This window comes from Flavobacterium sp. AC274, assembly GCF_979258275.1.
Genome location: NZ_OZ409852.1, coordinates 5,147,890 through 5,173,007, shown reverse-complemented (window position 1 = coordinate 5,173,007; position 25,118 = coordinate 5,147,890). Strand labels below are relative to the sequence as shown.

Here is a 25,118-nt window from a genome sequence, read left to right as displayed (position 1 = left end):
AATACCTCGTCAAAAAATTGTTAAATAACATTTTAGTTAATAGCGTTTAGAGCAAAATATTCTTGAGCGCAGCGAGAAAATAATACGTCTGCAATAAAAGTAGTATTTGTCTTATGAAATTTATTAACTTAGCGCCCTTAATATTAACTATTTAAGATGTGAATAAGACAAATAAAAAATAATAATCGATATTTAAAAATCATTAATAGCGGAAAGCAAAATAAAGCTTTCAAAAACAAAAGATAAATAAAAGAATAAACACCATGAAAAAAAACATTTTGACCCTACTAATTGTGCTAATAAGCACTTGCAGTTTTGCGCAAAAAATAAAAATCGATAAAGGAGAAATAAAACTCGATGAAAAAACAATTGGTTACATAGAAGGTAAAAAACCAACTTTTAAAATTTACAATTTAGATAAAAGTTATTACGTGACAGCTGAGTTAAAGAGTGTTCCTAACGATACTTCGATGGACCTTCCATGGATTGAACTTAAAGATGAGGCTACAGGAAAGTCAAATGAATTAGAATTTAAGAATAAGAGCAGAAAATTCAGTGCCTTTAATTATGACAGAAGTGTTATTTATGAACTGTTTGACAGAAATTATATTACTGCAGAAGGTTTAAATAAAGAAACAATTGAAAGTTTTATTAACGGACCATCAGCAGGTATAGCCGCAAAAAAAATGGGAGTTCAGGGGGATATTGACAAAGCAAACAGCGTGGCAGATACCTATCAGTTGGCAATTGATGATACAGGTGTTATTTATAGTATAAAAGCACAAAATCAGGATCCAAACGATAGAAAAATCGGGTATATCAAAATGACTTCGCCTTCTACAAACGGAGAGTTAAAATACGAAGTTACTGACTTAGATGGTTATCTGATAGCGACATGGTTTGCAAAAGCCGGAATGGTTTCAGGTTATGATAAATTTTTAAATCAGGAGCTGATTACATTCGATAAAAAAGTTCTAAAAGCTACTTTTGATAATAGAGGTAATCCGATAGGATATAAAATGAGTAAAGATATTACGGCGATGAATATTGCAAGGGTTTTGGTAGGTAATGGTTATACTTTAGGAAGTAAAAAAATAATTAAGTAAACAGAAATATAAAAATAATGAAAAAGAGAATTTTACTAGTGTCGGTGTTGCAATTTTTTTTACGTTGAATAGCTGTAGTTCAGATTCAGGAGATAATTCAACTCCAACTCCGGAACCACCGGTTGTAGTAATAAAAACAGCAAAAATAACATCATATTCTAAAAGCTCAGGTGAAACAGGAGAAACAGTTAGCATTTATGGCGAAAATTTTTCAGATAAAGCAAGCGATATCAAAATAACTTTTGATGGTGTTGTAGCAACAATAGTTTCTGCGACTGCTACCGAAATTAAATTTGTATTGCCTCAAACAGAGAAAGTTCTCCCAAAATTAGAGATCGCAATAGAAAATAAAACCTTAACGAATGAAGTAAAAAATGATTACGAAGGTAATATTGGTATTCTTCCTGCTCATTCTCTTACAGCTTGGGTAATACAAGAAAACAGCCTAAAAAATGATGGAGCAACAGCTAATATTCAGATGGAAAGTGATAAAAGCCTATACTTTTCAGGTACAAAAACTTCAGACGGAGGTATTACATGGAAACAATGGGCAGAAGGAGGAGTGTTTCATGCAACTATAAATAATGAAGGATGGAGCAGCGGAATCGGAAATCCTAAGATGACAAAAATAACAGCGGGTGGTGCTGTAGTTACAAAAGCATTTGCGAATATAGAAAACGTCAATGATGTTTATTACTCAATATATGTAGATGCCAACATGAAAGACGGAACAGCTGTGACACAAAACGGAAAGGTCTACACAACATCTAACGGACTTGATTTTACGAAAAGTTATGAACTTAGCGGTACTACTGCAAATCTTTTTCAATCAACGAAAATAGATAACAATCATATTTGGGTAATTGGTTATAAACCTATTACAGCGGGGGGTAATAAACCTTTTATTTTATTTAAAAATAATACAACTGATGGATGGAAAGAGTACCCATTTGTTAATGAAGAAGTGGGGTATATTGCCAGAGAAATTTGTTTTGTTGATAACGAAAACGGTTTTCTTTTAATTAATCATTACAATCAATCTTTATTAGACGTGAAGTTATTTAAAACCAACAATGGAGGTGATTCTTGGACTGAGGTTTACAACAGCGAATTGTTCACTAAGTTCACTTTTAAAGACGCTAATACGGGTTGGGCGATTTTAGAAAATAAAATCTACAAAACTACAAATGGTGGTGCTGTCTGGACTTTAGATTATACACACAGCCAGAAAATTGGTGCTATTGCATACAAAAACAATGTTGTCTGGGCCTTTTCTGAAGATAAAATAATCAAACGTTATTTATAATTTTTAGCAGTAGAAATTTTATATAGTATAAAAAACATTACAGCCTTAAAAGCTGTAATGTTTTAAAATAAATTGAATGAAAAAAACTTTACTCTTACTCTTATTTATTGTTATTACTTCTTGTTATCAGGAAACCGCTATAGTCATAGAGGGTGATTTTACGACTTCGTATGCCAACGAAGATGAATCAATACCTGTCATTATTAAAATTGATAATAAAATTACCGGGGCAGATACTTACGAATGGACATTTGAAGGTGGTGATCCCGCTATTTCGTCTGCAAAAAATCCGGGTGAAGTATTATATAAAAAGCAAGGAACCTATACCATTAAATTAATAGCTACAAATGTAGACGGAGAACGTAAAGAATTTAGTAAAAGTGTAGTAATAAAAGAGGGAATTAATATTGAGTTTACCCATGAAATTATAAAAAGCAATTACTCTCCGGTTGAGGTAGTTTTGAAAAATTCTACTATTGGTGAAGGGGTAACCTTTAAATGGGATTTTCAGGATGGAGTTCCTGCTACTTTTACAGGGAAAACACCTCCCAATGTGGTATTTACAACTCCTGGAGATCATCTTATAACACTTACTGTTTCAAATGGTTTTGAATCAGAAAAACAAACTCAAACCATAACTGTTGCTCCTTATTTAGTGAGCCTGTTTTCGTATGAGCCAAATTTTGAAGACGATGATAATGAGGCTCCCGTAACCATTAATTTTGCTAATAAATCGATTAGTGCCACTAGTTATAAATGGAGTTTTGAAGGCGGAAATCCATCGATATCAACAGAAGAAAATCCTAAAGTTGTTTTTACAAGTGCTGGTAGTCATGAAGTTACTTTAGAGGCCTTTAATGACAAAACAAGCCAAATTTTTAAAGCGACTATTACGGTTTTACCAGATACTAATTTGCGCACATTAACTAATATTAAATTAGGAATAAATTCGGCACATAACAACAATAATATTGGAGCTATGTTCTCGACAGTAACGAGGCAGGTTTACAAAGCAAATGAAATAAACGACCAGAATAGCGGTCTTATAGATATCGTTTTTCAGGGATTAAACAGCAATTTTACTTATAATAGATTTATATCGCCGGATCAGGCCAGTAATTACGGGTTTTTGCCGTTACAAAATGCACAAAGCACCATTTTTATAAATTCTCAAAACTTGTGTAACTGTGGCTTAAATTTCACAGAATCGCAGTTTGACGCTATGGTAAATGACAGTCCGATAAAATCTTTAAACATAAGTTACAGCGCTGCAGGAGAACAGCAATTTGGATTGGTCTACCCAAGAATCATTTTATTTAAAACACAAGACGGAAGAAAAGGAGCCATAAAAATTAAAGATATGGTTAAGAACGGAGCAAGTTCTTATATTCTATGTGACATCAAAGTACAAAAACAATAACCAATAAATGAAGAGAGAGAATAAGAAGATCTTGTTTTGGTTATGTATTGTTTTTGCCTGTTGTTTTTGCAGGAAGGGATATGCTCAAGATGTAGACTTAGAGAATTTTTATAAGCCAAATTTTAAAGTTACGGGTAATGTAAATGCGAATATGATGTATTATACATCTAATGCTGATACGCAAAATTCACGTGAACCTTTTACTTATTTGTTATCAGGAAATTTAAACATTAGTGCTTTTAATTTTAGCGTTCCGTTATTTTATAGTATTACCAATCAGGGAAATAACTTAGGTTATACAGCCCCATTTGATTTTAACAGATTAAGTATTATGCCAAAATATAAGTGGGTAAAAGCTTATATAGGCAATGTAAGTATGACTTTTTCGCCTTATACCTTAAGTGGTTTTCCGTTTAAAGGAGTTGGTTTAGAACTTACTCCGCAAAGCCCCTTTAAAATAACTTTAATGGGAGGACAATTATTAAAAGCAGTTTCAGAAGAAGAAGCTTTAGGCGGAATTCCGGTATACCAACGTTTTGGTTACGGAGCAAAAATAGGTTTTGAAAAAGAAAGATATAAACTTGGCTGGATTGGTTTTTACGCCAAAGACGATGTTAATTCACTAACAATGATTACTGACAAAGGAGTAACACCAAAAGAAAATTTTGTAAACAGTTTGACTTTTAGTACATCTGTAATCAAAAATTTAAATTTAAATGTTGAATATGCTTTGTCTGTTTTAACCGATGATACCAGAAGTAATACCCTTTCGGGTGGAAATTTTAGGGATAAGTTATTTTCCAGTAAAGAAAGCACAAATTTTATGAACGCATTAAATGTAAATTTTGATTATAATATTCAAAAAAGCATTGTAGGATTAACTTATGAGCGTATAGATCCTAATTACAATACATTAGGAGCATTATATTTTAATAATGATTTAGAAAATATTGCGCTGCGTTTTTCGCGTCCCTTTTATCAGGATAAAATTACGGTATCGACCAGTTTAGGATTTCAAAGAGACGATTTAGCGAAAGAAAAAAAGCAGGATACCAAGCGTGTTGTTGGTTCCATTAACATGAATTATAGAGTAACAGATCAAATTAATATTACGGGTAGTTATTCTAATTTTTCAACTTACACAAATAAAAAGCTGGATCAGTTTGAGCTCATAAACAACCCAAATGTAGTAGTATCCGATACTTTAGATTATAGACAATTGTCGCAAAATGCAAATGTAAATATGTCTTATGCTTTTGGAAGCAAAAGAAATCAAAATTTAAATTTCAATTATAGTATTGCTGGTCAGGCAAATGAGCAGGGTGGAGTAATACGCAGAGGTCAGGCAAGTACCGTTCAAAATTATAATTTGGCGCATTCGATAAATTTTATCGAAATGAAAGTTGGCTTAAACAGCTCACTTAATTACACTAATAATCAAGTGGGTATAAACAATAGTTCCTCAACCGGAGCTTCAGTTGGAGCTTCTAAGAAGTTATTTAAAGACAAACTAAATACAAATTTGGGATTTCTGTATAATAACTCTCAGGGAGATATGAATTCGAGTTCTGTTTTTGGAATTAAGTTCAATAATAGCTATACGCTGCTAGAGCAACATAATTTTAGTCTGAATATTATTTCGATGTTTAGAAGCAGCACAAATACTCAAAAATTTAATGATTTGACTGCTACATTCAATTACGCATACTCGATTGATAAAATAAAATTACCCGCAAAAAAAGAATCTAAAAAAGAAAAGGAAATTGTTTTAAATCCTGTTTTAAAAATAAATTATAAAGAAAAGACATATCAGGGAACCAGAGATGAAATCATAAAACAATTACAGGATCTTCAACTTGCTTTGCGACCAATTCCAAAGGAAGATTCAGATGAATTGCAGCATTTGCTGACCCTTACAACTTTGACGCCTGATGATGAAAGCTTTAAAGAAAAAGCTTTAAATTATTTAAAAGCATATGATTTAAATAATGACATCTTAGACAAGTACAACAATTATATTCTTGAAACTGTAAAAAGTTTACAAGAAGAAATGAAGCGAAAAGATGAAAGTTTTGAAAATGATTATGTTATGGCACTTGGAAGAGTAAATAAACATAAACTACACGGTGTAAATGAAGAAGATATAACAGACAAAACGAGTTATAAATCGTATTTGAAATTAGTTGAGCGAAAAAATAAAAAATTACAGCCTTTATTAGTCCATAGATGGATGATTAATGAAATTTCAATATTGGCAAATACACCTGCAGCTGAAATTCACCAAAATGAAAATCTTTCAAACTTTAATAAACAAGAACTTAATCAATTCTTTAAAATGATGAAAGAGAAAAAAACAGATACAGAAGTAATTGAAGAATTAAAAATCAAATTAATTCCTTTTTATCATGATTTAGCCCTTAAAAATGTCAAAGATGATGAAGTTGAATTTAAATATTTAAAGATTAATTAAAAGGATATTGCTCTTTTTTATAAGAAGGGTTTTAGAATCGTTTCAATAGAAGTCAGGCTTAAAATATAGAGAAGTTATTATGCTTCATTTACAAAAAAAACATGATTATTTGCTTATGAAAAAATTTTACAAAATACATCTATCGGTATTATTTATTTTACTTTCAGTTGTCTTTTCTTACGGGCAGGATCTTGCAGCCCCAAAAGAAGCAGGTGCAGCTTCGAGCGCTATTGAAAAGATAGAAGCTTCTGATCGCTGGGTAGATAAATTTTCGAATCAGGATTTGGTAGAATTGCCAATCGGAATTCGAAATACAGTAAACAATGTTCAGTATTCCATCGGGATTACCAAAGCTGTTTTTTCGCCGGAATATACTACTTTGACCGTTTTCTGTAGAGTTGATATTCCGCAAAAAGACAAAAATGGGCAGCCAATGCAATTGTTTTTTGGTGCTGATAATGTAAAATTATCGCATCAGGGAGGTATTATGGGCGAAGCTAAATTGGTATTACTGGGCAATGTAGATATTCCGTTTAGCGATAATAAATGGCAAGTGTCTCTATATGGCGGTTTTGAAATAGCAACCGGAGATGTTAAGGATTTAACGTATGTAACGATTGACTGCGACGGTTTTAAAGAAATGAAAATTTCCGGAGCAGTAGAGTTTTCAAGAAATCTTATATTACCAATTGATCCCGTAACTAAAACTGTAGACGAAGCAAAAACTACAGTTCCAAAAACCTATTATAACGGAAAAACTGTTCAAATACCAAATAGGGTTAGAGGAGAGTTTAGCTTTATGGCAAGTAGCTGGAACGATATTTTGGTGAATGTAAGCTTGCAGCCTTTTACATTAAAAGACAAACGAAACGGAAAAGATTTTGAAGGTAATTTTCAGTTTTTAGTCAGTAATGCAGTTTTAGATTTAAGTGATTTAAAAAACGATCCGACCGTAATATTTCCTGAATATTATGCAAAAAATGCACTTTTAGTGCCAAGCCAGGAAGCCTGGAAAGGTGTGTTCATCCAGACTTTTGATGTTGGTTTGCCAAAAGAATTTCAAACTACCGATACTGCATCAAGTAAAGAAAGGCTTCATGTAGGTGCACAAAATCTTATCATAGATAAATATGGAGTGTCGGGAACTTTTTATGCAGATAATGTTTTTCCACTCGATCGAGGCATCACAAGCCAGGAAAAATCGTGGGCTTATTCTCTGGACCATATTGATGTAACAATCGCCGCCAATACTTTTGTAAAAGCCAATTTGAGCGGTCAGATTCTTTTGCCAATAAGTAAAGCAACGCCGGAAAAGAAAGAAACCACAGCCGCTGCCCCAACTACTACAACACCGGCTACTGGAACGGCAAATCCAACAACAACTCCGGCGAAACCAGCCCAAACAAATAGAGCAGGTTTGGCTTATAATGGTTTTATTTCCATGGAAGAACAGCAATTAATTGTTGTTACAAAAGATTCTATAGCTTTTGATATCTGGAAAGCAAAAGCCCTGTTATTACCTAATAGTTCTGTAGAATTAAAATTGGTTAACGGAAAATTTTTGCCAAAAGCCAATTTAAACGGAACAGTTACTTTCGGAACTAATAAAGGAGCATCTGATGAAAAGGATGTTGAAGGGAAAAAAACAGTTGATTTTAAAGGGATTTCTTTTGAGAATTTACAATTGCAAACCGTTTCACCTATTATTTCAGTTCGAAATATGGGCTATAAAGGGACAGTTGCTTTTGGTAATTTCCCTGTTTCAATTGGAAATATAAACGTCGCCATTAATGGAGACAATTCCCGAATCGATTTTGATTTAGGAATTAATCTGATGGAAAGTATTGGAGCCGGTGCCACAGCCAGAATTGGTATAAAAGGTAAAATGTACGATGACGGATACAGACAGCGAAGCCGATACGATGGTTTGGATTTATCTGCCATTAATATTAATTGTGAATTTAGCGGATTAACCATTAAAGGAGGTCTTATCCTGATGGAAAAGGATCCTGTTTACGGAGATGGATTCAATGCTGATTTAGAGGTAGATGTAGCAAAAATCGTGAACGTAAAGGCAAAGGCTATTTTCGGGCGGACTACTTTTAGATACTGGTATTTTGATGCCGCAGTGAAATTCCCTCCTACGCCAGGTGTTCCGTTTATGATTACCGGTTTTGGAGGTGGAGCTTATTATAAAATGCATCGAAATTCAGATGTAGCTATTGGTGATTTTTCTCCATCAGGATTAAGTTATACTCCAGATGAAAAAATAAGTCTTGGGATTAAAGCTTTAATTTACTTTCATGTAGGCTCAGAAACTATTTGTGACGGTGAAGCCGGATTTGAAATGGCTTTTAACTCAAAAGGGGGAGTAAACAGATTGGCTATTTTTGGTAAAGCAAATGTTATGGCCAAAATACCGGGGTTAAAAAATATTACGGATTTAATGACCAAAGTGTCTTCCAATGTTACATCAAAGAAAAGTTTCCTAGGAGTTACAGATAGTGATCTTAAGGGGTCTTTTGCCAGTAAATATATTCCGGAAGCTAAAGAAGCTATTCCCGGAGATTTATCAGCTGCAGTAGGAATCAAAATGGCAGCAGCTATTGAATTTGATTTTGAAAATAATTCCATGCATGCTACAACAGATGTATATATTAATACGCCAGGTAATTTTCTTTCAGGAATAGGACCGGGAGGACGAGCCGTTTGGGGAGTTTTCCATAAAGATCCAAAAGACTGGTACATGTACATGGGAACACCAGATGACAGATGTGGTATTAAAATAGGGGTAGCCGGAATGTTCTTAAAAACAACAAGTTACTTTATGGCAGGAACAGTTCTTCCGGGAAGTCCGCCGCCGCCTGCGATTGTTGCGCAAATTTTAGGTGTTGATGCTCAGGAATTAGATTATATGCGTGATGAAAATGCTTTGGCAAATGGAGGTGGTTTAGCCTTTGGTGCAAGCTTAGATTTTGACACCGGAGATTTAAGTTTCTTGCTTTTTTATGCCCGTTTTCAGGCAGGAATGGGATTCGATATTATGCTTAAAGATTATCAGGAAGCAAGATGTTCTAATACAGGAGATCAGGTAGGTATAAACGGATGGTATGCTAACGGACAATCTTATGCATATCTGCAGGGTGAATTAGGGATTAGAGTTAAATTATCATTTTTAAAATTCAAAGTTCCAATTATCTCAGGAGGAGCTGCAGTTTTATTGCAGGCAAAATTACCAAATCCGGTTTGGATGCGAGGTTATGTGGCCGGAAACATGAATATTCTTGGAGGATTAATAAAAGGAAAATTCCGTTTTAAATTTGAACTTGGAGAAGAATGTCAATTTGAAAATGCATCTCCGTTAGGAGGTCTTAAATTGATAACAGATGTAACTCCAAAACAAAGTTCAACTGATGTAGATGTTTTTGCTGTACCACAAGCTGCTTTTTCAATGAAAGTAAACGAAGCTTTTGTAATTCCTGAAGATGCAGGAGATGTGACCTATAAAGTAATACTAGAAAAATTCAAAGTTTTTGATGGTACAACCGAAATTCCAGGTGTTTTTGAATGGGGATCAATGAAAGATAAAGTTAGTTTTGTATCATCAGACATTTTGCCACCAAATAAAGAACTTAAAGTTCAGGTTGAAGTTAGTTTTCAAAAGATGATAAATGGTGTTTTTCAACCCATAAAAGTCGATGGAAAGGTAGCTACAGAATATGAAGAAAGACTCTTTAAGACAGGTGGTGCACCTAATCATATTCCGCTTACAAACGTTAAGTATTCTTATCCTGTTGTAGATCAAAAATATTTTCTGGAGGAAGAATATCCAAAAGGTTATATTCAACTTAAGCGTGGTCAGGATTACTTGTTTGAAGATGGCAGTTGGGAAACTAGTATCAAAGTAGATGAAGACGGAACCTCTAATTCAAAGGCAACAGCTTTTAATTATAATACCGGCTCAAATGAAATTTATTATGATTTGCCAAATATTAACCAGGACAAAAAATACAACTTTTCTATAGTAAGTAATTTGAAACAAGCTGCACAAAAAAATACTACAGCAGAAACAAAAACAAATACAATTAGCGAAGATGGAAATGATATACAGATAAAAGAAAATCAAGCTGATGCATTATCAAAAGCAGAAGGTAGTATTGATCGTTTAACGTATTCATTTAATACAAGTAAATACAAAACATTCAATTCTAAAATGAATGCGATAAATACGCAAAATTATAATTTTGGAGTTTTGTACTCAGATGTTATTTATCTGACTAACACTATTTCAAGTCAGGAAGCATTTGATTTGACAGAGTTGCAAGGAGCGACTTATAGTGATAATAAAGCTTTAATAATTGCGCAGTCTAAATTAAATGATGAGTATTATAATGCTGATATATTCCCGTACTTATATAAAGATTATCCGCTAAATGGTAATTTTTCTATCAACAATAGAGATACAGAAGAGTTGGGCGTTATTCCTGCAAAAGCAATTGCGCTTAATGCATATTACATGTCCAGCATAGAGAATAATGTGAACCAGGCATGGACAAAAGGGAATTTTCCATTTAAATATAATATGCCATTGCTTTACAAACAGGATTGGGTTGATTTAAACAACCAAATTATTAACGCTTATGTTAATGGAGATGCAAGTGCCGATTCAATTGCCAAACGTTTTATGGGTGCTAGTTTTCTCTTTATGCGCTATGGAAACTATGAAATAGTAATGAAGTACAATCTTCCGGGAGATAAACAGTCGAACGAGTTTGTCTATAAATATAAAAACAATAATAATTTTAGATAATCTTTAATGATGAAATTTTAAGATATGTCAAAACATTTTGATAAACATTATTTGATAATATTCTCAATCTATGATTTATAATTAAAAACAACCTTCGGGTTGTTTTTTTATGATGTATTATCTGGAATGTGATAGCAATTGATTGTTAGCGGTTTGCGGAGTTGTGCTTTGAGTGTCTAAATACTTCATGACAAAGTTAATAATGAAAAAATGCTTATATTTTTTAAGTGAATTTTGCCTGGCGGTTATTCTCTAAAAAGAATTTTAAAAAGATGGTCTTATCGTTTAGGTATTTCTATCTATACTCAATGCGTCTATTGGAAATTGTTTTTCGATAGATTTTATCATTAATGTACAAGATTTGCTTTTCGTCAACTGCCCTAATTGAACATTACTCTAAGGTAAAAATAGAATTAATGTTAAATACTGTAAGGTAAATTCAGGCCTAGACAATTTTGAATTTTATGAATTCTTTAAATTTAATAAATCTAAAACCTTTGGTGAAACTTTCAAATCGGATCGAAATTTTAAAACGCCCTTTATGAAATGTTTTTCTAATTCTTTTTTGTTGCGTATTACAAATGGAGTATTGAATATAATTGCTTTATAAATTAATGTGCTCGTTGAGTTATCGAAATAATATACACAAATATCATAACCTACATCTTCACCCTCAGATAAAACTACATCATAATTTTTTAGATCAGGATTTGTATATAAAGACTCAAAAGTTAGTGATTCAATAATTATTTCATCTTTATAATGATGCAAACCACTTTGATCAACTACTACTTTGGTAATTTTGTTTTTTCTGACAATAATTATATCCTTTAATACGAAGTATGACAAAAAAGATAAAAGAATTACGCATAGTACTATAGAAGAAATTTTAAATTCAACAGATAGTTTTCCAGATTCAATGATAATTATTTCGGAATTAATTATTCCTAAAATTGTACTCACAAAAATAAATGCTCCTAAAGCCTTTGCTATAAAAGTTATTTTCTTTGATTTTAATGATTCTATCTTTGAAAATTCATTATTCTGAAAGTCCATTTTTTCTTGGAAGTTAGCAATTAAAACATTACAGTCACTGGAGCAAATTTAAGAAAGATAAATTTATTCTTCAGATTTTTGGTGCTGTTACATAGGTTTGAAGAAATCATTTTCCCTGCTCCCCACAGTATTCCTTATGAAAAGCTGTGCATTGTAGATTTCGACTCTTTAGGACTTATATGCCAACCGTTATTAATTTTGTCTCCTGCAAAAATACTTGCACAAACGGTTTGAACTTTCGACCCTGTTAATGCAATATCAAAATTATACCCCCTCTTGTAAATATTTTTGGCAGAGAATCGTCATAGCTTTCAAAAATCTCATTTTGGTTATCTGTGTCTATACCAATTACCTCTGTTTCAAGAGATGATATTTATCTTGAATTACTTTGGTCGATAACCTCGCCAGTTGGCGCTTATATGGTCATCCTTGTTAGATTATTAATATTTATCCATATTGCTTTTGATTCAAGAACGTCAACGTTCTTTTTATTTCCTTTTGGTTTTGGATATTTGGTTTTTACTTCCCTTGCTTTTAAAAAGCGTTATTAAATGAGCTTTAGTTCGTAATGATCCTTTATTTTTTTCGTCTTGAAATATTTCTGATTGTAGTGTGTAGGCGATTTCTTTGCTATTTGCGGACTTGACGGATAAACCACTTTCAGTTAAATCTTTCTTTAAGATGTTGTATTTAATTTCCAACTCTTCGGCGTAGTTCAAGTGAATACTTTTTATTATTCCTATAATATCGCTATCACTCCTGTTATATTGATTTTCGATATATAAATAATCTCCTAACTGAACTGCTAACATATCGCATTTTTCCTTGAAGATCTTATCTTTTTGAAATCTAGCCTCTTCCTTATTTTTAATTAGATTAAGTATCACAGCGGATCTTATATTAGAATATTTGTCAGGAATATCTTTTGTTATCTTTTCTTTAAGGATTGAAGCATTAATCTGGATATTATCAATTACATTTGTATGATAACCGATAGAAAATGGTATGTCATTTTCTATAATGAATCTCCTGATCGCCGATTTATCGCCTCCTCCAGCATTACACACCTCTTCATCTGTCACAATGTCTTCTTTACTTGGTAATTCTTTGACAGCCGCATCAATTAAATAATTATGATAATAACAATCAAACTCAAACTCTCTTTTAGTAGCCTTCAAGTATTCCTTTTTAAAAGAATTCTCATTTTGTTCTGAATATTTAGACTTTCTTAGAAAGTCTAATATATAATTGAAAAATGGTTCTGTCTCTAAGGATGCTATTTCTATTTCACATATTGCAGGTATTACATTCTTTATAAAGCCATCAAAGATATTTTGAGCAAACTGGTAATGGTAGATAAACAATTTTATTACCTCTGCGTTCATATAATAATCTCTTTGAGACTTATAGATGAAAGAAACAAATTTGTTGCCTGTTTCATTTTGCGAATTATAAAAATAATTGTTTGCGCTTCTTTTATCTTCATCAGAAAGAGTTCCATAATCAAACAAATCAATATCTATATAAAATCGGCAAGCTCGATTAGAAAACGCTTCAGCCAGTTCATAGTAAACCGATATTTTTTCAATCTTATCTTTCAACTGCATTATACCGGTGCAATGTCTGTTAAGATAAGAGATAAATTCTGGGTCGATGTAATCAGTGTGCAACATGTCTTTACGTTTTAAATTTCATAAGGTCTTATATAGAATACAGGACTATCCCAGTCCTCATCATCATCAAAAGATATAGATTCCCATTCGTTACTGTCAAATTCTAATTCACAATATTCTTGATAACAAGTTTCAGCATCGAAGATCTGTATCATCGTAATAACAGCAAGAGGATAAAGGACTGAATCTTCTAGCTCATAAGCTAATTTTATAGCATCACCAGCACTGTCGTAACACTCCATATAGACCTGAAACTTTCGCCAAGACTCCTGTTTCATTTTGTCAAGATGCTCTGTTCTTCCAATAATTCCCTTTACTTCCTGATATGTTTTATTCCAATAATTTTCCCATTCACTAAGTGTTTTCGGTAGAAAAATATGCTTTTCAATACCGGCATCTACATAAATTTTACTCCATATGTCTTCATTTGTCATGGTGTATATCTCATCATAAGATTTGCCATCTATTATGGATCTTAGAAAAGCTGTTTTCCCTTCATAAGTATCCATTTGGTAAACTCTGTCATTGGTGTGGAAATGTATTTGTTCACCAACTGTTTTTGCTTTATAATCGTCTTTTTTGAGATTGCTATGTTTTTCAAACGCTTGAAGAAAATTATCGTATTTTGGCAATCCATTTTTTTTATTTTCAAGATCAAACATTTTTCTTGCAATGCCTTTTATTCCAGATCCATCAAGAAATGTAGTAGCTTCATTTTTTAGTATTGTTAAAACGCTTTCCTTGCCCTCTGACTTTAGTTCATGATATCTGTTAGCAAGGTATTTCTTGAAATCTAGTAGCGTATAATAGTAGATATCAATATCTTTTTCTTCTTCTTTTTGGCGTTCCATTTTTTAGGGTCAATGGTATGCTCTAGGCTAAATGTTGTCCTTTCTGTCCCATCACTAATACGGCAATAAAGGTTTTTTTCCTGCCTTCGTTTAAGTAATATGATATTTTCATAAATATTATTTGTAAGCTTTTTTGTATTTCAAAGTAAATGTAGTTTAAAAATGTATTACATTATGTTTTTTTGAAAACATATTTTTTGTGGTTATAAAAAGGATATCGGTAAAGAGTGCCATAACTATATTGAAAAAAAATTGAAGTAAATACTGATGAAGCAATCTCATTGCAAAGACTTACAAAAATGGTAAATAACCTTTGACCTTAAGTAAACTTCGAACATAGCAAAGCCGGAATTATATATGAAATACTAGGTTTTTCAGGGTTCAAACTTTCCGTTATGATGTTATTTGTGGATAAATTATAAACATTTTTTCTAAACAAATGTTATTTAATAAAATTTATTATATAACTGATGGGTTGTTAGATCTTTTGCTTTGTTTTTATGTTTAAAAAAAGCAATTATTTGTTAATAAAAAAGGATTCAAAAAAACTAAGGATATGAATTTAAGATTACTTTTGAATCAATATCATTCCAAAGTCAAACAAAAACTTAAATTTAAATCCCAATAAATGCTTATGAAAATCACTACTCTCTTTTTACTAAATCGATTTTGTAAATTTCAACTCATCTTTGGTATGCATTATAACAAATAACAAATTCTTTGTTTGCTTAATATTGAATTTTATTCTGTTACAAATCTTTAACTAACTAGAGGGAGTATATCTTAACTTGACAATATTTTTTTTGCCTTAATTCTAAATCACAGTATTTTTTTTAACAGATTGCATTAAAAAAATATTACCCATTTTATTTTATTATTAAACTTCTAATTTAGTGCGTTATGTACTGAAAACAAAATCAATACAATTTATATAAACTCCCTTATCTTATAAATATAAACCCTGCTAATGAAAAAGTATATATTCTTTCAATTTTTGTTCTTATTAATTTTTGATTTATCCATAGCGCAAACTACAGGATTATCAAATATTGTTCCTCCCTCTCCTAATGCATCGTCATTAGCACAGTATGCAGATGTACCTGTTAGTCATTATACAGGTGTGCCTAATATTTCAGTTCCCTTAATGGAAGTTAAATCAGGAAAAATAACACTACCTCTTTCAGTTAGTTATCATGCTTCTGGTATCAAAGTAGCCGAAGAAGCAAGCTGGGTTGGCTTAGGCTGGACACTGAATGCCGGAGGTATGATTACCAGACAAACCAGAGGGCTTGATGACTTTAAACAACAAGGTGGCTATATCAGAACACAATTGCCTCCCGCAACGGCTCAAAATCTGCCTGATTGGTCAGATCCTACAAAGCCATTACCTAACACTGGTAATTTTGATTATTATGATCAACATTATTACAGCAGTATAGAAAGTGAATTTTTAGATCCGGAACCGGATATTTTCTATTATAATTTCCTTAATTATTCCGGGAAACTGGTGTTTGAAAAACAAGCGGGTGAGATTGTTAGAGCTATATCTATTGATCAAAACAATTTAATTTTTTTATACGATATAAGTTCAAAAATATGGACTGTGACCGATGGAAATGGTTGGAAATATTATTTAGGATCTGCTGCCCTAAATGCTGTGGAAACAACAACAAATTATAATTTGTCGAGTTCGGATCCTATAACTCCGAATGACGATAGAATTTCCAAGTATGACCCGCCTATTTTTGACAGTGCTTGGTATTTAACAAAAATCGTTACGCCTGAAGGCAATGCAATCAATTTTTTTATGAGAATTCAGGAAAAACAATTAGTCAAATAAGCCGTTATGAACAAATGTCTGATTTTCTAAATTCTAAAGATATTTTAGGAAGCCAATTAAGTTATCGCTACATAGATATTAATTCAAGAACAAAATTATATTCTGCCAGTCAGCAGGTGATAAATCCTGTATATCTTAAAAAAATTGAATTTACGAATGGATTTGTAGAGTTTATTACAGAAGACCGAACAGATATAAGGAAATATACTTCTAGTGACCCTAAACCCAAAAGACTAAAGACTGCAAAAATGTTCAATGTTGATGGAAAGCTAATTAAACAAGTAGATTTTAATTATAGCTATTTTTCAAGCTTACAATCCAGTAATGGTACACCGATTGTTGATAATGAAGAACGAAAATCAAGATTAAGATTAGATTCTCTGCAGGAATCCACTTTAGACACAAATAATCAAATTCTAAAAGTACCACCCTATATTTTTTCGTACAATACAACATTGCTGCCAGAAAAGACATCTTATTCACTTGATTATTGGGGGTATAATAATGGGAGCAATAATAATTCTATAGTAAATTATGAATTTAGAAGTTTCTCAATGCAGGACCAAATGATTATTAGTAAGCCAATATCTGGTAGTTTAATAGAAACACTTGTGCCATTTTATGAAGGTACAACAGATAGTAATATTTATTTAACAGGAGCCAATCGTAATGTAGACAGTACTTCATTACAGGCGGCTGTTTTGCAAAAGATCCGATATCCTGCCGGAGCAATAGTTAATTTTGAATATGAACCAAACCAGTATTCTAGTGAGTTGGAAACACTTTATGAAGATGAGCCAATATTTAAATCAGCAAAGATATTAGGTAGTGACATTATAAAAACCAGTGAAATGCCATTTACTTTAGACAAAGTTACAATGGTACACCTGTCTTTCAATGTATATAATCTTATGGCAAATGGAATTACTGATAAAATGACAGCGACTTTGGAAGATCAAAATGGAAAAAAACTTATATCTATAGCACCATGGATTGAATTTGATGCTAATAAGGGAACTTTTAATTCTTACTTAACTGTTTTTTTGCCCGCAGGAAATTATAAACTAAGAGTAAATAATACATCGGGTTTACCTGTAAATATAGAAGCCGCTGCACGATATGTTAAAAAAATCCGACAACAAAAAAAATTGGTGCTGGTCTTCGAATTAAGTCGATAACAACAAACGATCAGGGAATATCTGTTAAGAAAAAAATATACACTTATGAAAATAACAATATTTCCACAGGTATTTTGATAAGCCCTTATCAGTTTTTTTATAATAACGCGATTCTTACCAATGGGTATGTTGCTAAATATACTCCTGTCCTTGTTTTTCAACAGATTAATACTTATTTGGTTCGATGCTCAGACAGTGCCATTCCTTTTGGAAATTCAGCACAAGGAAGTGTTATCGGTTATAACGAGGTAACTGTCTCTGATGTAGATTCTAACAACAACAATTTAGGAGCATCTAAATATTTTTATAAAAACGAAAAGGAGCTGTCGTTAGAAGCTTTTATACCAGGAATGCCTAATTTGATTAATCTAACTAACGGACAATTATTAAAAGAGCAATATTTTAATAGTAACAATGTAAAGGTAAAAGAAGCCTCAACAGAATATATTCGTGAAAATACCCAGAAAAATATAAAAGGAGTAAGACTATATAAACTCAGCGAAACTGTAAATGGAAGTACCGATATTCGTTTTTATGATTTTTTTCAGAGTGGTGGCATCCAAAAACAGTTACAGAAACACTTTACGATGTAAATGGAAATAATCCTATTAGTACAATAACTAATTATGACTACGAAAACCCTTTACACAAAAATTTAACTAAAACTACGATGATCAATAGTCGGGGGAAACGATAGTCTCTAAAAATAAATATCCCCAAGATTTACTGTCTGGTATAGATGAAACGACTGTAGCTACAATTTCAAGCATGACCGAAGCTAATGTAATTGATCATGTAATACAATCAGAAACTACTATTAATGGAAGTTTAGTACAAGGAACTATCAATAACTTTAAAGTTAAGTCTTACCTTGATGACAATAATGTTTCTAAAAATATGTATTTACCAAAGAACATTAAAAGCATCAAAGGCGGATCAACAAATGGTTATGAGAAAAAGGTAGATTTTATAGATTACGGGAAATATGGAAATCTTGTTGAATATAAACAAGCCGATGGTACTACAACGGTATATCTATGGGGTTATAAAGAAGAATACCCAGTAGCAAAAGTAGAAAATGCTACTGTAGCTGCCGTTGAAGCTACTTTAACTGGAACAGAACTATCTAATATCAAAAACGGGACATACAATCAAGCTACAATGATTACCGTCTTAAGTAAAATTAGAACAACATTAACAAGTGCTATGGTTACTACCTATACTTATGATCCCTTAGTAGGTGTTACCAGCATTACCGATCCCATAGGATATACCACATATTATGAATACGATGAATTTAATCGCTTAAAATTCGTTAAGGACAAGGATGGTAAATTTTTAAAGAAGAATGAGTATCATTATAAAGCTCAGCAATAGTTATCAAAAACATTTAACTTTCGATCTTAAGATGATCTTAAAATCTATTATAAGTAGTAATGTCAAAATACTGATTTATAATCATGTATTAACAAAAAATAAAAGCATGAAAAAAATTAAAAATATATTTTTAGTAGTTGTATTTAGCTTTGTTTTGGGTCTCCAATATAGTCATGCACAGCAATACTCTATTAGTGGGCCAACATCCGTAAACCAAGGAGAAACAGCTTTATATCAAATAAACGGTTCTCCTTCAAATACTATGTGGCAACTTATGGCAAATAGAGGAACTATTATAAGCAGCAATAACTGGAGTGCTACTATTACCTGGACAACCCCAGGAGTAGAATACATGAATGTAAGTTATAAAAATCAGTTTGGGACTACTTCATCTATTTCATATTCTGTTACCGTAAACACTGTAAATCCGAGTGTTCCATCCACCCCAATAATTACAAATAGAGGCTGCGGGCAGTCTACCTTAAGTAGAAACGGAACTCCTCCAACTGGTGTTACTTGGTATTGGCAAGGAAAAGATGAAAATGGCACAAGTACTTCTAAAGGTTCTGGCAGTACATTTATCGCTAATGAAGGTAGTGGCGTTTATTACATTAGAGCAAAAAACAATAGTGCGTGGAGTACAAGCTCAGCTGGAGTTTTTGTAGATTTAAATACGACAATTGGAGTTGCGTCAGGATCAGATTCTGCACGTTGCGGAAACGGAACAGTTACCCTAACAGCAACGCCAGGTACAAACGGTAACGCCATCCGTTGGTATAGTGAATCCAGCGGCGGGACATTGCTTTATACTGGCACCAGTTATACAAGCCCCAGTCTTAGCAGTACGGCCACGTATTATGCAGAGAGCTACAATAGTTCCACGGAATGTACTGCCACGTCTCGTAAGGCCATAAATGCCGTGGTCAATCTGATCCCATCAGTAGCCACGGGAAGTGATGTAACGAGGTGCGGGAGTGGAACGGTTATCCTAACAGCAACACCTGGAACAAACGGCAACACCATCCGTTGGTACAGTGAGTCCAGCGGCGGGACATTGCTTTATACCGGCACCAGTTATACAAGCCCCAGTCTTAGCAGTACGGCCACATATTATGCAGAGAGCTACAACAGTTCCACGGAGTGTAATGCCACGTCCCGTAAGGCCATAAGTGCGGTGGTCAACCTGATCCCGTCAGTAGCCACGGGAAGCGATGTAGCGAGGTGCGATAGCGGAACGGTTATCCTAACGGCAACACCTGGAACAAACGGAGACACCATCTACTGGTACGGTGACTCCAGCGGTGGTACACTGCTCTATACAGGCTCCAGTTACACGACCCCAAGTTTGAGCGGCACAACATCGTATTATGCGGAAAGTTATAATAGCAGCACGGGATGTACGGCCACAACGAGAAAAAAGATACAAGCAGTGATCAATACCCCACCCACCTGGTATGCAGATACAGATACAGATGGCTACGGTAATGCGGGCAGTAGTATAAATTCATGTACACAACCATTAAATTATGTTTCTAACAGCAGTGATTATGATGACAGTACAAAAAACATTACCAACATGCAGCCCCAGTATTTCTATGAAGATGCCGATGGTGATGGTTTTGGAGATCCAAACAGTAAGGTTTATTACAGTGTGATACCATCAGGTTATGTTACAAACAACACAGATGCCTGCCTAGATGAAGCGGGTACTCATAATGGGTGCATTTATACACCGGCTACGTTTAGCGATGAGAACTATATCTATACCCGGGTCTTCCAACAGGCTATAGACAGCGAAACAAAAATAAACCACGATTCAGACATCATAGAGAGTATCACCTATTTTGATGGTCTGGGCAGGCCTATGCAAAGTATAGGTATAAAAGCATCCCCAGATAAAAAAGACATAATAACACATGTAGAATATGATGACTTTGGCAGGCAGGATAAGGATTGGCTGCCTTATTATGAATCCACAGGAAGCGTAGGTAGTTACCGAGGGGACAAAAGTTTGGCAACCCAGCAATATTACCAAAGCGCGTATGCCGATGATATGAACACCAATTATTTAAATCCATTTTCAGAAAAAGGTTTTGAGGCCTCTCCACTAAACAGGGTATTATCGCAAGCCGCACCAGGCTATGATTGGCGATCGGGGAGTGGTCATGAAATAAAACTGGACTATCAAAGTAATGTAGTAAATGAGGTAAAGAATTTTGGAGTGAGTTTATCTTTTTCCAATAATACTTATACGCCAACACTGACAGGGGGAGTAGCTTTTTATGCAGCCAATGAGCTTTATAAAACCATAACCTATGATGAAAATACTGCAGCTATCCCAACTGAATTAAACGGTTCGACCGTAGAATTCAAGAATAAGCAAGGACAAGTTGTTTTAAAAAGAACTTATGGTATAGTAGGTACAGGAATAAGCAATGAGAAATATGATACTTATTATGTCTATGATGATTATGGTAATCTAACTTATGTATTGCCACCTAAAATGGAGGCAACTACAGAAGCAGACATAGTTATAATAAAGAATCAGTTAAATGATTTAGGGTATCAATATAAGTATGACCAGAGAAACCGATTGGTAGAAAAGAAATTACCTGGCAAACAATGGGAATTTATAGTATATGATAAACTAGACAGGGAAGTGGCAACAGGACCGGCAGCTTCTCCATTTAGTAATCTGACATCAGTAGGATGGTTAATTACTAAATATGATGCTTTTAGTCGTCCTGTGATTACTGCATGGATGCCTGCAACAACAGTTACAAGTGCAACTAGGATTGATATTCAGTCAGAAAGAGATATTCAAACAGCTAATTTTAATGAAACTAAAATAGATGGTACTACAGATACTACTATAAATGGAGTAGCATTCCGATATACAAATGTTGCATGGCCTACTAATTTGGCATCTACTACTTATCATGTTTTAACAGTGAATTATTATGATGATTACAACTTTCCTAATATGCCAACTATAGTAGCTAGTATAGAGGGAGAGCCTGTATATTATAATAATACAGTAAAACCACAAGGATTAAAAACAGCTACTTGGACACGAGTGTTACAAACTAGTACAACTTACGCAAATGAATTGAATTATTGGTTCTATGATGAAAAAGCAAGACCTATTCGTTCCTATACTATAAATCACTTAGGAGGATATACTTATACTGATAGTAAACTGGATTTCACAGGAAAACCAGAGTACATCATTACATATCATAAAAGACTTTCCGGAAGTACGGAATTAAAAACAAAAGAGGCTTTTACTTACTCAGCGCAAGGGAGATTACTTACCCAAACTCATCAAATAGAAGCAGGAACAGTTGAACTAATTGCGAGCAATACTTATGATGAATTAGGACAATTGATATCTAAAAAAGTTGGTAATACTATCGGTACTCCAACACAAAATGTTAATTATACCTATAACATTAGAGGATGGTTAAAGGGAATCAATGATATTAATTCGCTTAGCCATGGTGATGACCCAAAAGATTTATTTGCTTTTAATATCAATTACAATTCAATTCCTTCCGGAATTTCTGATGTAAAAGCTTTATATAATGGAAATATTGCTGAAACGCAATGGAAGACAAACTTCGATGAAGGAAATTTAAGAACCTATGGTTATAAATACGATAACCTGAATCGACTTAAAGCAGCGATATACAAAAAACAAGGTATTGTTTCTAATGCGTATAATGAGAGCTTGACTTATGATAAAAATGGCAATATAATGTCTCTATTGCGTAACGGAAATGATGAAAGTACAGTTACACAAATTGATAATTTGACTTATAGTTATGGCCCATCAAACCAGTTTAACCAACTTACAAAAGTAGTTGATAATGCACCTGTAGTTTCTAAGGCAAATGGTTTTGTTGATAGTGTTGCAAACTTAGTAGATGATTATTCTTATGATGCTAATGGTAATATGTTGAAGGACTTGAATAAAGGAATAGGAACTAGTACAACTAGTGGTATTACTTATAATCATTTAAATTTACCTACCAAAATTACATTTGGTACAGCAGGAAATATTGAATATATTTACAATGCTGCGGGACAAAAATTACAGAAAATTGTAACGGAAGGATCCAATGTGACTACAACCGATTATTTAGGTGGTTATCAGTATGAAAGCGGGTCATTGAAATTCTTCCCTACTGCTGAAGGTTATGTAGAACCTTCGGGAAGTTCTTATAAATATGTGTACCAATACAAAGATCATCTGGGCAACATCCGTTTGAGTTATGATAAGACCCTTGCCATTAAGGAAGAGAGTAATTACTATCCTTTTGGTCTCAAGCATGAAGGGTATAATACTGTGAAAATAGGCGTCGAAAATAAGTATAAGTACAACGGCAAGGAGCTCCAAGACGAGCTGGGACTTAACATGTACGACTATGGCGCACGACTTTATGATCCTGCAAGAGCAGGATGGATAACGATTGATCCTTTAGCTGAAAAAATGAGAAGATGGTCACCTTATAACTATACTTTTGATAATCCGATAAGGTTTACAGATCCTGATGGAATGGGGCCAGATGATTTTATAGTTTTGTCAATGACAGGAAAAGAACTTAGAAGAATAGCTGCGCCTGGGGCAGACACTTATGTTAAAGTGAATGAAAAGGCTTTTAATGATGCAAGTGCAAAAATTTCAAATGATAATACTGATCTAAACACTATTAGTTCTGTTAATTCGTTAAGAAGTCACGAAAGGAAATATGATGATGCAGATTTAGTTTCAGAACAAACTGGAAATAGTATTAGCGTTACTGGTTCTATGAGGGAAGGAAACAGTAAAATTGGGGACGTGACCGTAACAACTCAAGTTGAATTTGATAATGGAAGTGTAACGGCACTTGATTCATTTTCTGCTGTAGCGGGTGGTTTTGGAAATGGAGCACCAGAAAATGGCAGTTATACAGTGAGTAATTTCCGAGACAGAAGCCCTGGCAATGGAGATTATAATAGAGGAATGAATAGCGATGGTGTTGGATTTAGTTTTAATCTAAATCCTCAATTTAGCACTAATAGAAGTGATTTAAGAATTCACCCAGACGGAAATAATGAAGGAACTTTAGGTTGTATCGGATTAAGTGGTAATGATACTCAACTAAGTGCCTTTAGTACAGCTGTACAAGGTTTTTTACAAAATAGTAAATCAATTCCAGCAACAATAAATATTACTAATAATCCTAATAATAATGGAAGAAGTGGAACCAAAATACCAAATGTTAATGAATAATAAAATGATAATAACAACTCTATTAGCACTTTTAACTTTCGGATGTAAGGATAAAAGCGATTTTCGCACGGAATTGACTATACATCCTAAAGCCAATGTTGACACAATACTAGTTTCTAAACCAGATTCAATTAACTCAGCGAATAAAAAAATAAAGTTTGAAGAAGAATTGAAAGAAGTTAGCCCTGATTCAACGATAAATAGACTTTTGTATTTAGAAAATAGCGAATCTTTAAGACGATTTTATTCAAAAGAGAAAGGGATTTCTACAATTGAGAAATTAAGAGAAAGTCCTATCGCTATTTTTAGTAATAGTGATAAATCACAATATTTATTGGCTTATCATTATGAAGGGAATCCAAAAGATCAATTTAGTTGCTTTGAAATAGGCTATTTTGCAAATGATAAAAAATTGATTCAAAATTCTAATTATAATATTGATGATAAGGTTTTTGAAACAGAATCAAAATTAGGTTTAGGAATTTCTTTAGAAAAATTAATTGAAATAAAAGGTGACGGCTATATAACTAAAAAAGAAAAAGATCAATTAATTATAACTTATAGAATCGATAATTTTGATAAATCGACATTTTTAAAACGATATAATATGCCAGGATATTTCATGGAATTTACATTGAAAGATAATATTGTAACAAAAATATTATTTGGATTTGATTATCCTTAAATTTGGTAATGTATCAGATGGATTTGCTAACAGAAAGTGGAGACAAAGTTAAGGGTGCATTTTTGCACCCT

The 25,118-nt window shown here is 33.1% G+C and carries 15 protein-coding genes; 11 read left to right on the top strand and 4 right to left on the bottom strand.

What is annotated here, in order from left to right; translation table 11 throughout:
* The first annotated feature begins 263 nt into the window (after positions 1-263).
* From ACZZZT_RS23330 to ACZZZT_RS23310, 5 genes are all read left to right on the top strand, one after another.
* Positions 264-1,106 carry a hypothetical protein gene (locus tag ACZZZT_RS23330; RefSeq protein ID WP_463462121.1) on the top strand — a complete coding sequence of 281 codons (843 nt, stop codon included), beginning with the start codon at positions 264-266 and terminating at the stop codon, positions 1,104-1,106.
* A gap of 64 nt (positions 1,107-1,170) precedes the next feature.
* Positions 1,171-2,412: an IPT/TIG domain-containing protein gene (locus ACZZZT_RS23325; protein ID WP_463462120.1), complete on the top strand. Its 1,242-nt coding sequence runs from the start codon at positions 1,171-1,173 to the stop codon at positions 2,410-2,412.
* A 76-nt stretch (positions 2,413-2,488) separates the two neighbouring features.
* On the top strand, positions 2,489-3,832 hold the full coding sequence (locus tag ACZZZT_RS23320; protein ID WP_463462119.1) for a PKD domain-containing protein: 1,344 nt from the start codon (positions 2,489-2,491) through the stop codon (positions 3,830-3,832).
* Between the two features lie 7 nt (positions 3,833-3,839).
* Complete coding sequence (locus ACZZZT_RS23315) at positions 3,840-6,302, top strand: TonB-dependent receptor (RefSeq protein WP_463462118.1); 2,463 nt, start codon at positions 3,840-3,842, stop codon at positions 6,300-6,302.
* 115 nt (positions 6,303-6,417) lie between these two features.
* On the top strand, positions 6,418-11,112 hold the full coding sequence (locus ACZZZT_RS23310; RefSeq protein ID WP_463462117.1) for a hypothetical protein: 4,695 nt from the start codon (positions 6,418-6,420) through the stop codon (positions 11,110-11,112).
* A 462-nt stretch (positions 11,113-11,574) separates the two neighbouring features.
* On the opposite strand, the gene ACZZZT_RS23305 is transcribed toward ACZZZT_RS23310, so the two are convergent.
* The 4 genes from ACZZZT_RS23305 to ACZZZT_RS23290 all read right to left on the bottom strand — a co-directional run bounded on the left by ACZZZT_RS23305 (position 11,575) and on the right by ACZZZT_RS23290 (position 14,793).
* A complete protein-coding gene (locus ACZZZT_RS23305) occupies positions 11,575-12,168 on the bottom strand; it encodes a hypothetical protein (protein WP_463462116.1) in 594 nt (197 codons plus the stop codon).
* A gap of 488 nt (positions 12,169-12,656) precedes the next feature.
* Positions 12,657-13,841, bottom strand: a complete 1,185-nt coding sequence (locus ACZZZT_RS23300; protein WP_463462115.1) for a hypothetical protein — start codon at positions 13,839-13,841, stop codon at positions 12,657-12,659.
* A gap of 11 nt (positions 13,842-13,852) precedes the next feature.
* The gene (locus tag ACZZZT_RS23295) at positions 13,853-14,692 is read right to left on the bottom strand and encodes a hypothetical protein (RefSeq protein WP_463462114.1); all 840 of its coding nucleotides are present in this window, start codon (positions 14,690-14,692) and stop codon (positions 13,853-13,855) included.
* Entirely contained in the window at positions 14,635-14,793 is a 159-nt protein-coding gene (locus ACZZZT_RS23290) for a hypothetical protein (RefSeq protein WP_463462490.1), read from the bottom strand. Before ACZZZT_RS23290 ends, ACZZZT_RS23295 begins: the two co-directional genes overlap by 58 nt.
* An 866-nt stretch (positions 14,794-15,659) precedes the next feature.
* Here ACZZZT_RS23290 and ACZZZT_RS23285 point away from each other — a divergent pair.
* The 6 genes from ACZZZT_RS23285 to ACZZZT_RS23260 all read left to right on the top strand — a co-directional run bounded on the left by ACZZZT_RS23285 (position 15,660) and on the right by ACZZZT_RS23260 (position 25,047).
* Positions 15,660-16,532 (top strand): hypothetical protein, encoded by an 873-nt coding sequence (locus tag ACZZZT_RS23285; protein ID WP_463462113.1) that lies wholly within the window; start codon positions 15,660-15,662, stop codon positions 16,530-16,532.
* Between the two features lie 14 nt (positions 16,533-16,546).
* Positions 16,547-17,710, top strand: coding sequence for a hypothetical protein (locus tag ACZZZT_RS23280; protein WP_463462112.1), 1,164 nt, complete (start codon positions 16,547-16,549; stop codon positions 17,708-17,710).
* Positions 17,711-17,784: 74 nt separating this feature from the next.
* Positions 17,785-18,303 (top strand): hypothetical protein, encoded by a 519-nt coding sequence (locus tag ACZZZT_RS23275; protein WP_463462111.1) that lies wholly within the window; start codon positions 17,785-17,787, stop codon positions 18,301-18,303.
* A 175-nt stretch (positions 18,304-18,478) separates the two neighbouring features.
* On the top strand, positions 18,479-19,087 hold the full coding sequence (locus ACZZZT_RS23270; RefSeq protein ID WP_463462110.1) for an RHS repeat domain-containing protein: 609 nt from the start codon (positions 18,479-18,481) through the stop codon (positions 19,085-19,087).
* A 106-nt stretch (positions 19,088-19,193) separates the two neighbouring features.
* Positions 19,194-24,362: an Ig-like domain-containing protein gene (locus ACZZZT_RS23265; protein ID WP_463462109.1), complete on the top strand. Its 5,169-nt coding sequence runs from the start codon at positions 19,194-19,196 to the stop codon at positions 24,360-24,362.
* Entirely contained in the window at positions 24,322-25,047 is a 726-nt protein-coding gene (locus ACZZZT_RS23260; RefSeq protein ID WP_463462108.1) for a hypothetical protein, read from the top strand. The genes ACZZZT_RS23265 and ACZZZT_RS23260 overlap by 41 nt, the downstream gene beginning before the upstream one ends.
* The last annotated feature ends 71 nt before the right edge of the window (positions 25,048-25,118 follow it).

Coding starts and splice junctions, on each gene's coding strand:
- ACZZZT_RS23260 (WP_463462108.1), top strand. CDS start 24,322: ATGGAAGAAGTGGAACCAAAATACCAAATGTTAATGAATAATAAAATG.
- ACZZZT_RS23270 (WP_463462110.1), top strand. CDS start 18,479: ATGACCGAAGCTAATGTAATTGATCATGTAATACAATCAGAAACTACT.
- ACZZZT_RS23310 (WP_463462117.1), top strand. CDS start 6,418: ATGAAAAAATTTTACAAAATACATCTATCGGTATTATTTATTTTACTT.
- ACZZZT_RS23300 (WP_463462115.1), bottom strand. CDS start 13,841: ATGTTGCACACTGATTACATCGACCCAGAATTTATCTCTTATCTTAAC.
- ACZZZT_RS23320 (WP_463462119.1), top strand. CDS start 2,489: ATGAAAAAAACTTTACTCTTACTCTTATTTATTGTTATTACTTCTTGT.
- ACZZZT_RS23315 (WP_463462118.1), top strand. CDS start 3,840: ATGAAGAGAGAGAATAAGAAGATCTTGTTTTGGTTATGTATTGTTTTT.
- ACZZZT_RS23280 (WP_463462112.1), top strand. CDS start 16,547: ATGTCTGATTTTCTAAATTCTAAAGATATTTTAGGAAGCCAATTAAGT.
- ACZZZT_RS23265 (WP_463462109.1), top strand. CDS start 19,194: ATGAAAAAAATTAAAAATATATTTTTAGTAGTTGTATTTAGCTTTGTT.
- ACZZZT_RS23330 (WP_463462121.1), top strand. CDS start 264: ATGAAAAAAAACATTTTGACCCTACTAATTGTGCTAATAAGCACTTGC.
- ACZZZT_RS23305 (WP_463462116.1), bottom strand. CDS start 12,168: ATGGACTTTCAGAATAATGAATTTTCAAAGATAGAATCATTAAAATCA.
- ACZZZT_RS23285 (WP_463462113.1), top strand. CDS start 15,660: ATGAAAAAGTATATATTCTTTCAATTTTTGTTCTTATTAATTTTTGAT.
- ACZZZT_RS23295 (WP_463462114.1), bottom strand. CDS start 14,692: ATGGAACGCCAAAAAGAAGAAGAAAAAGATATTGATATCTACTATTAT.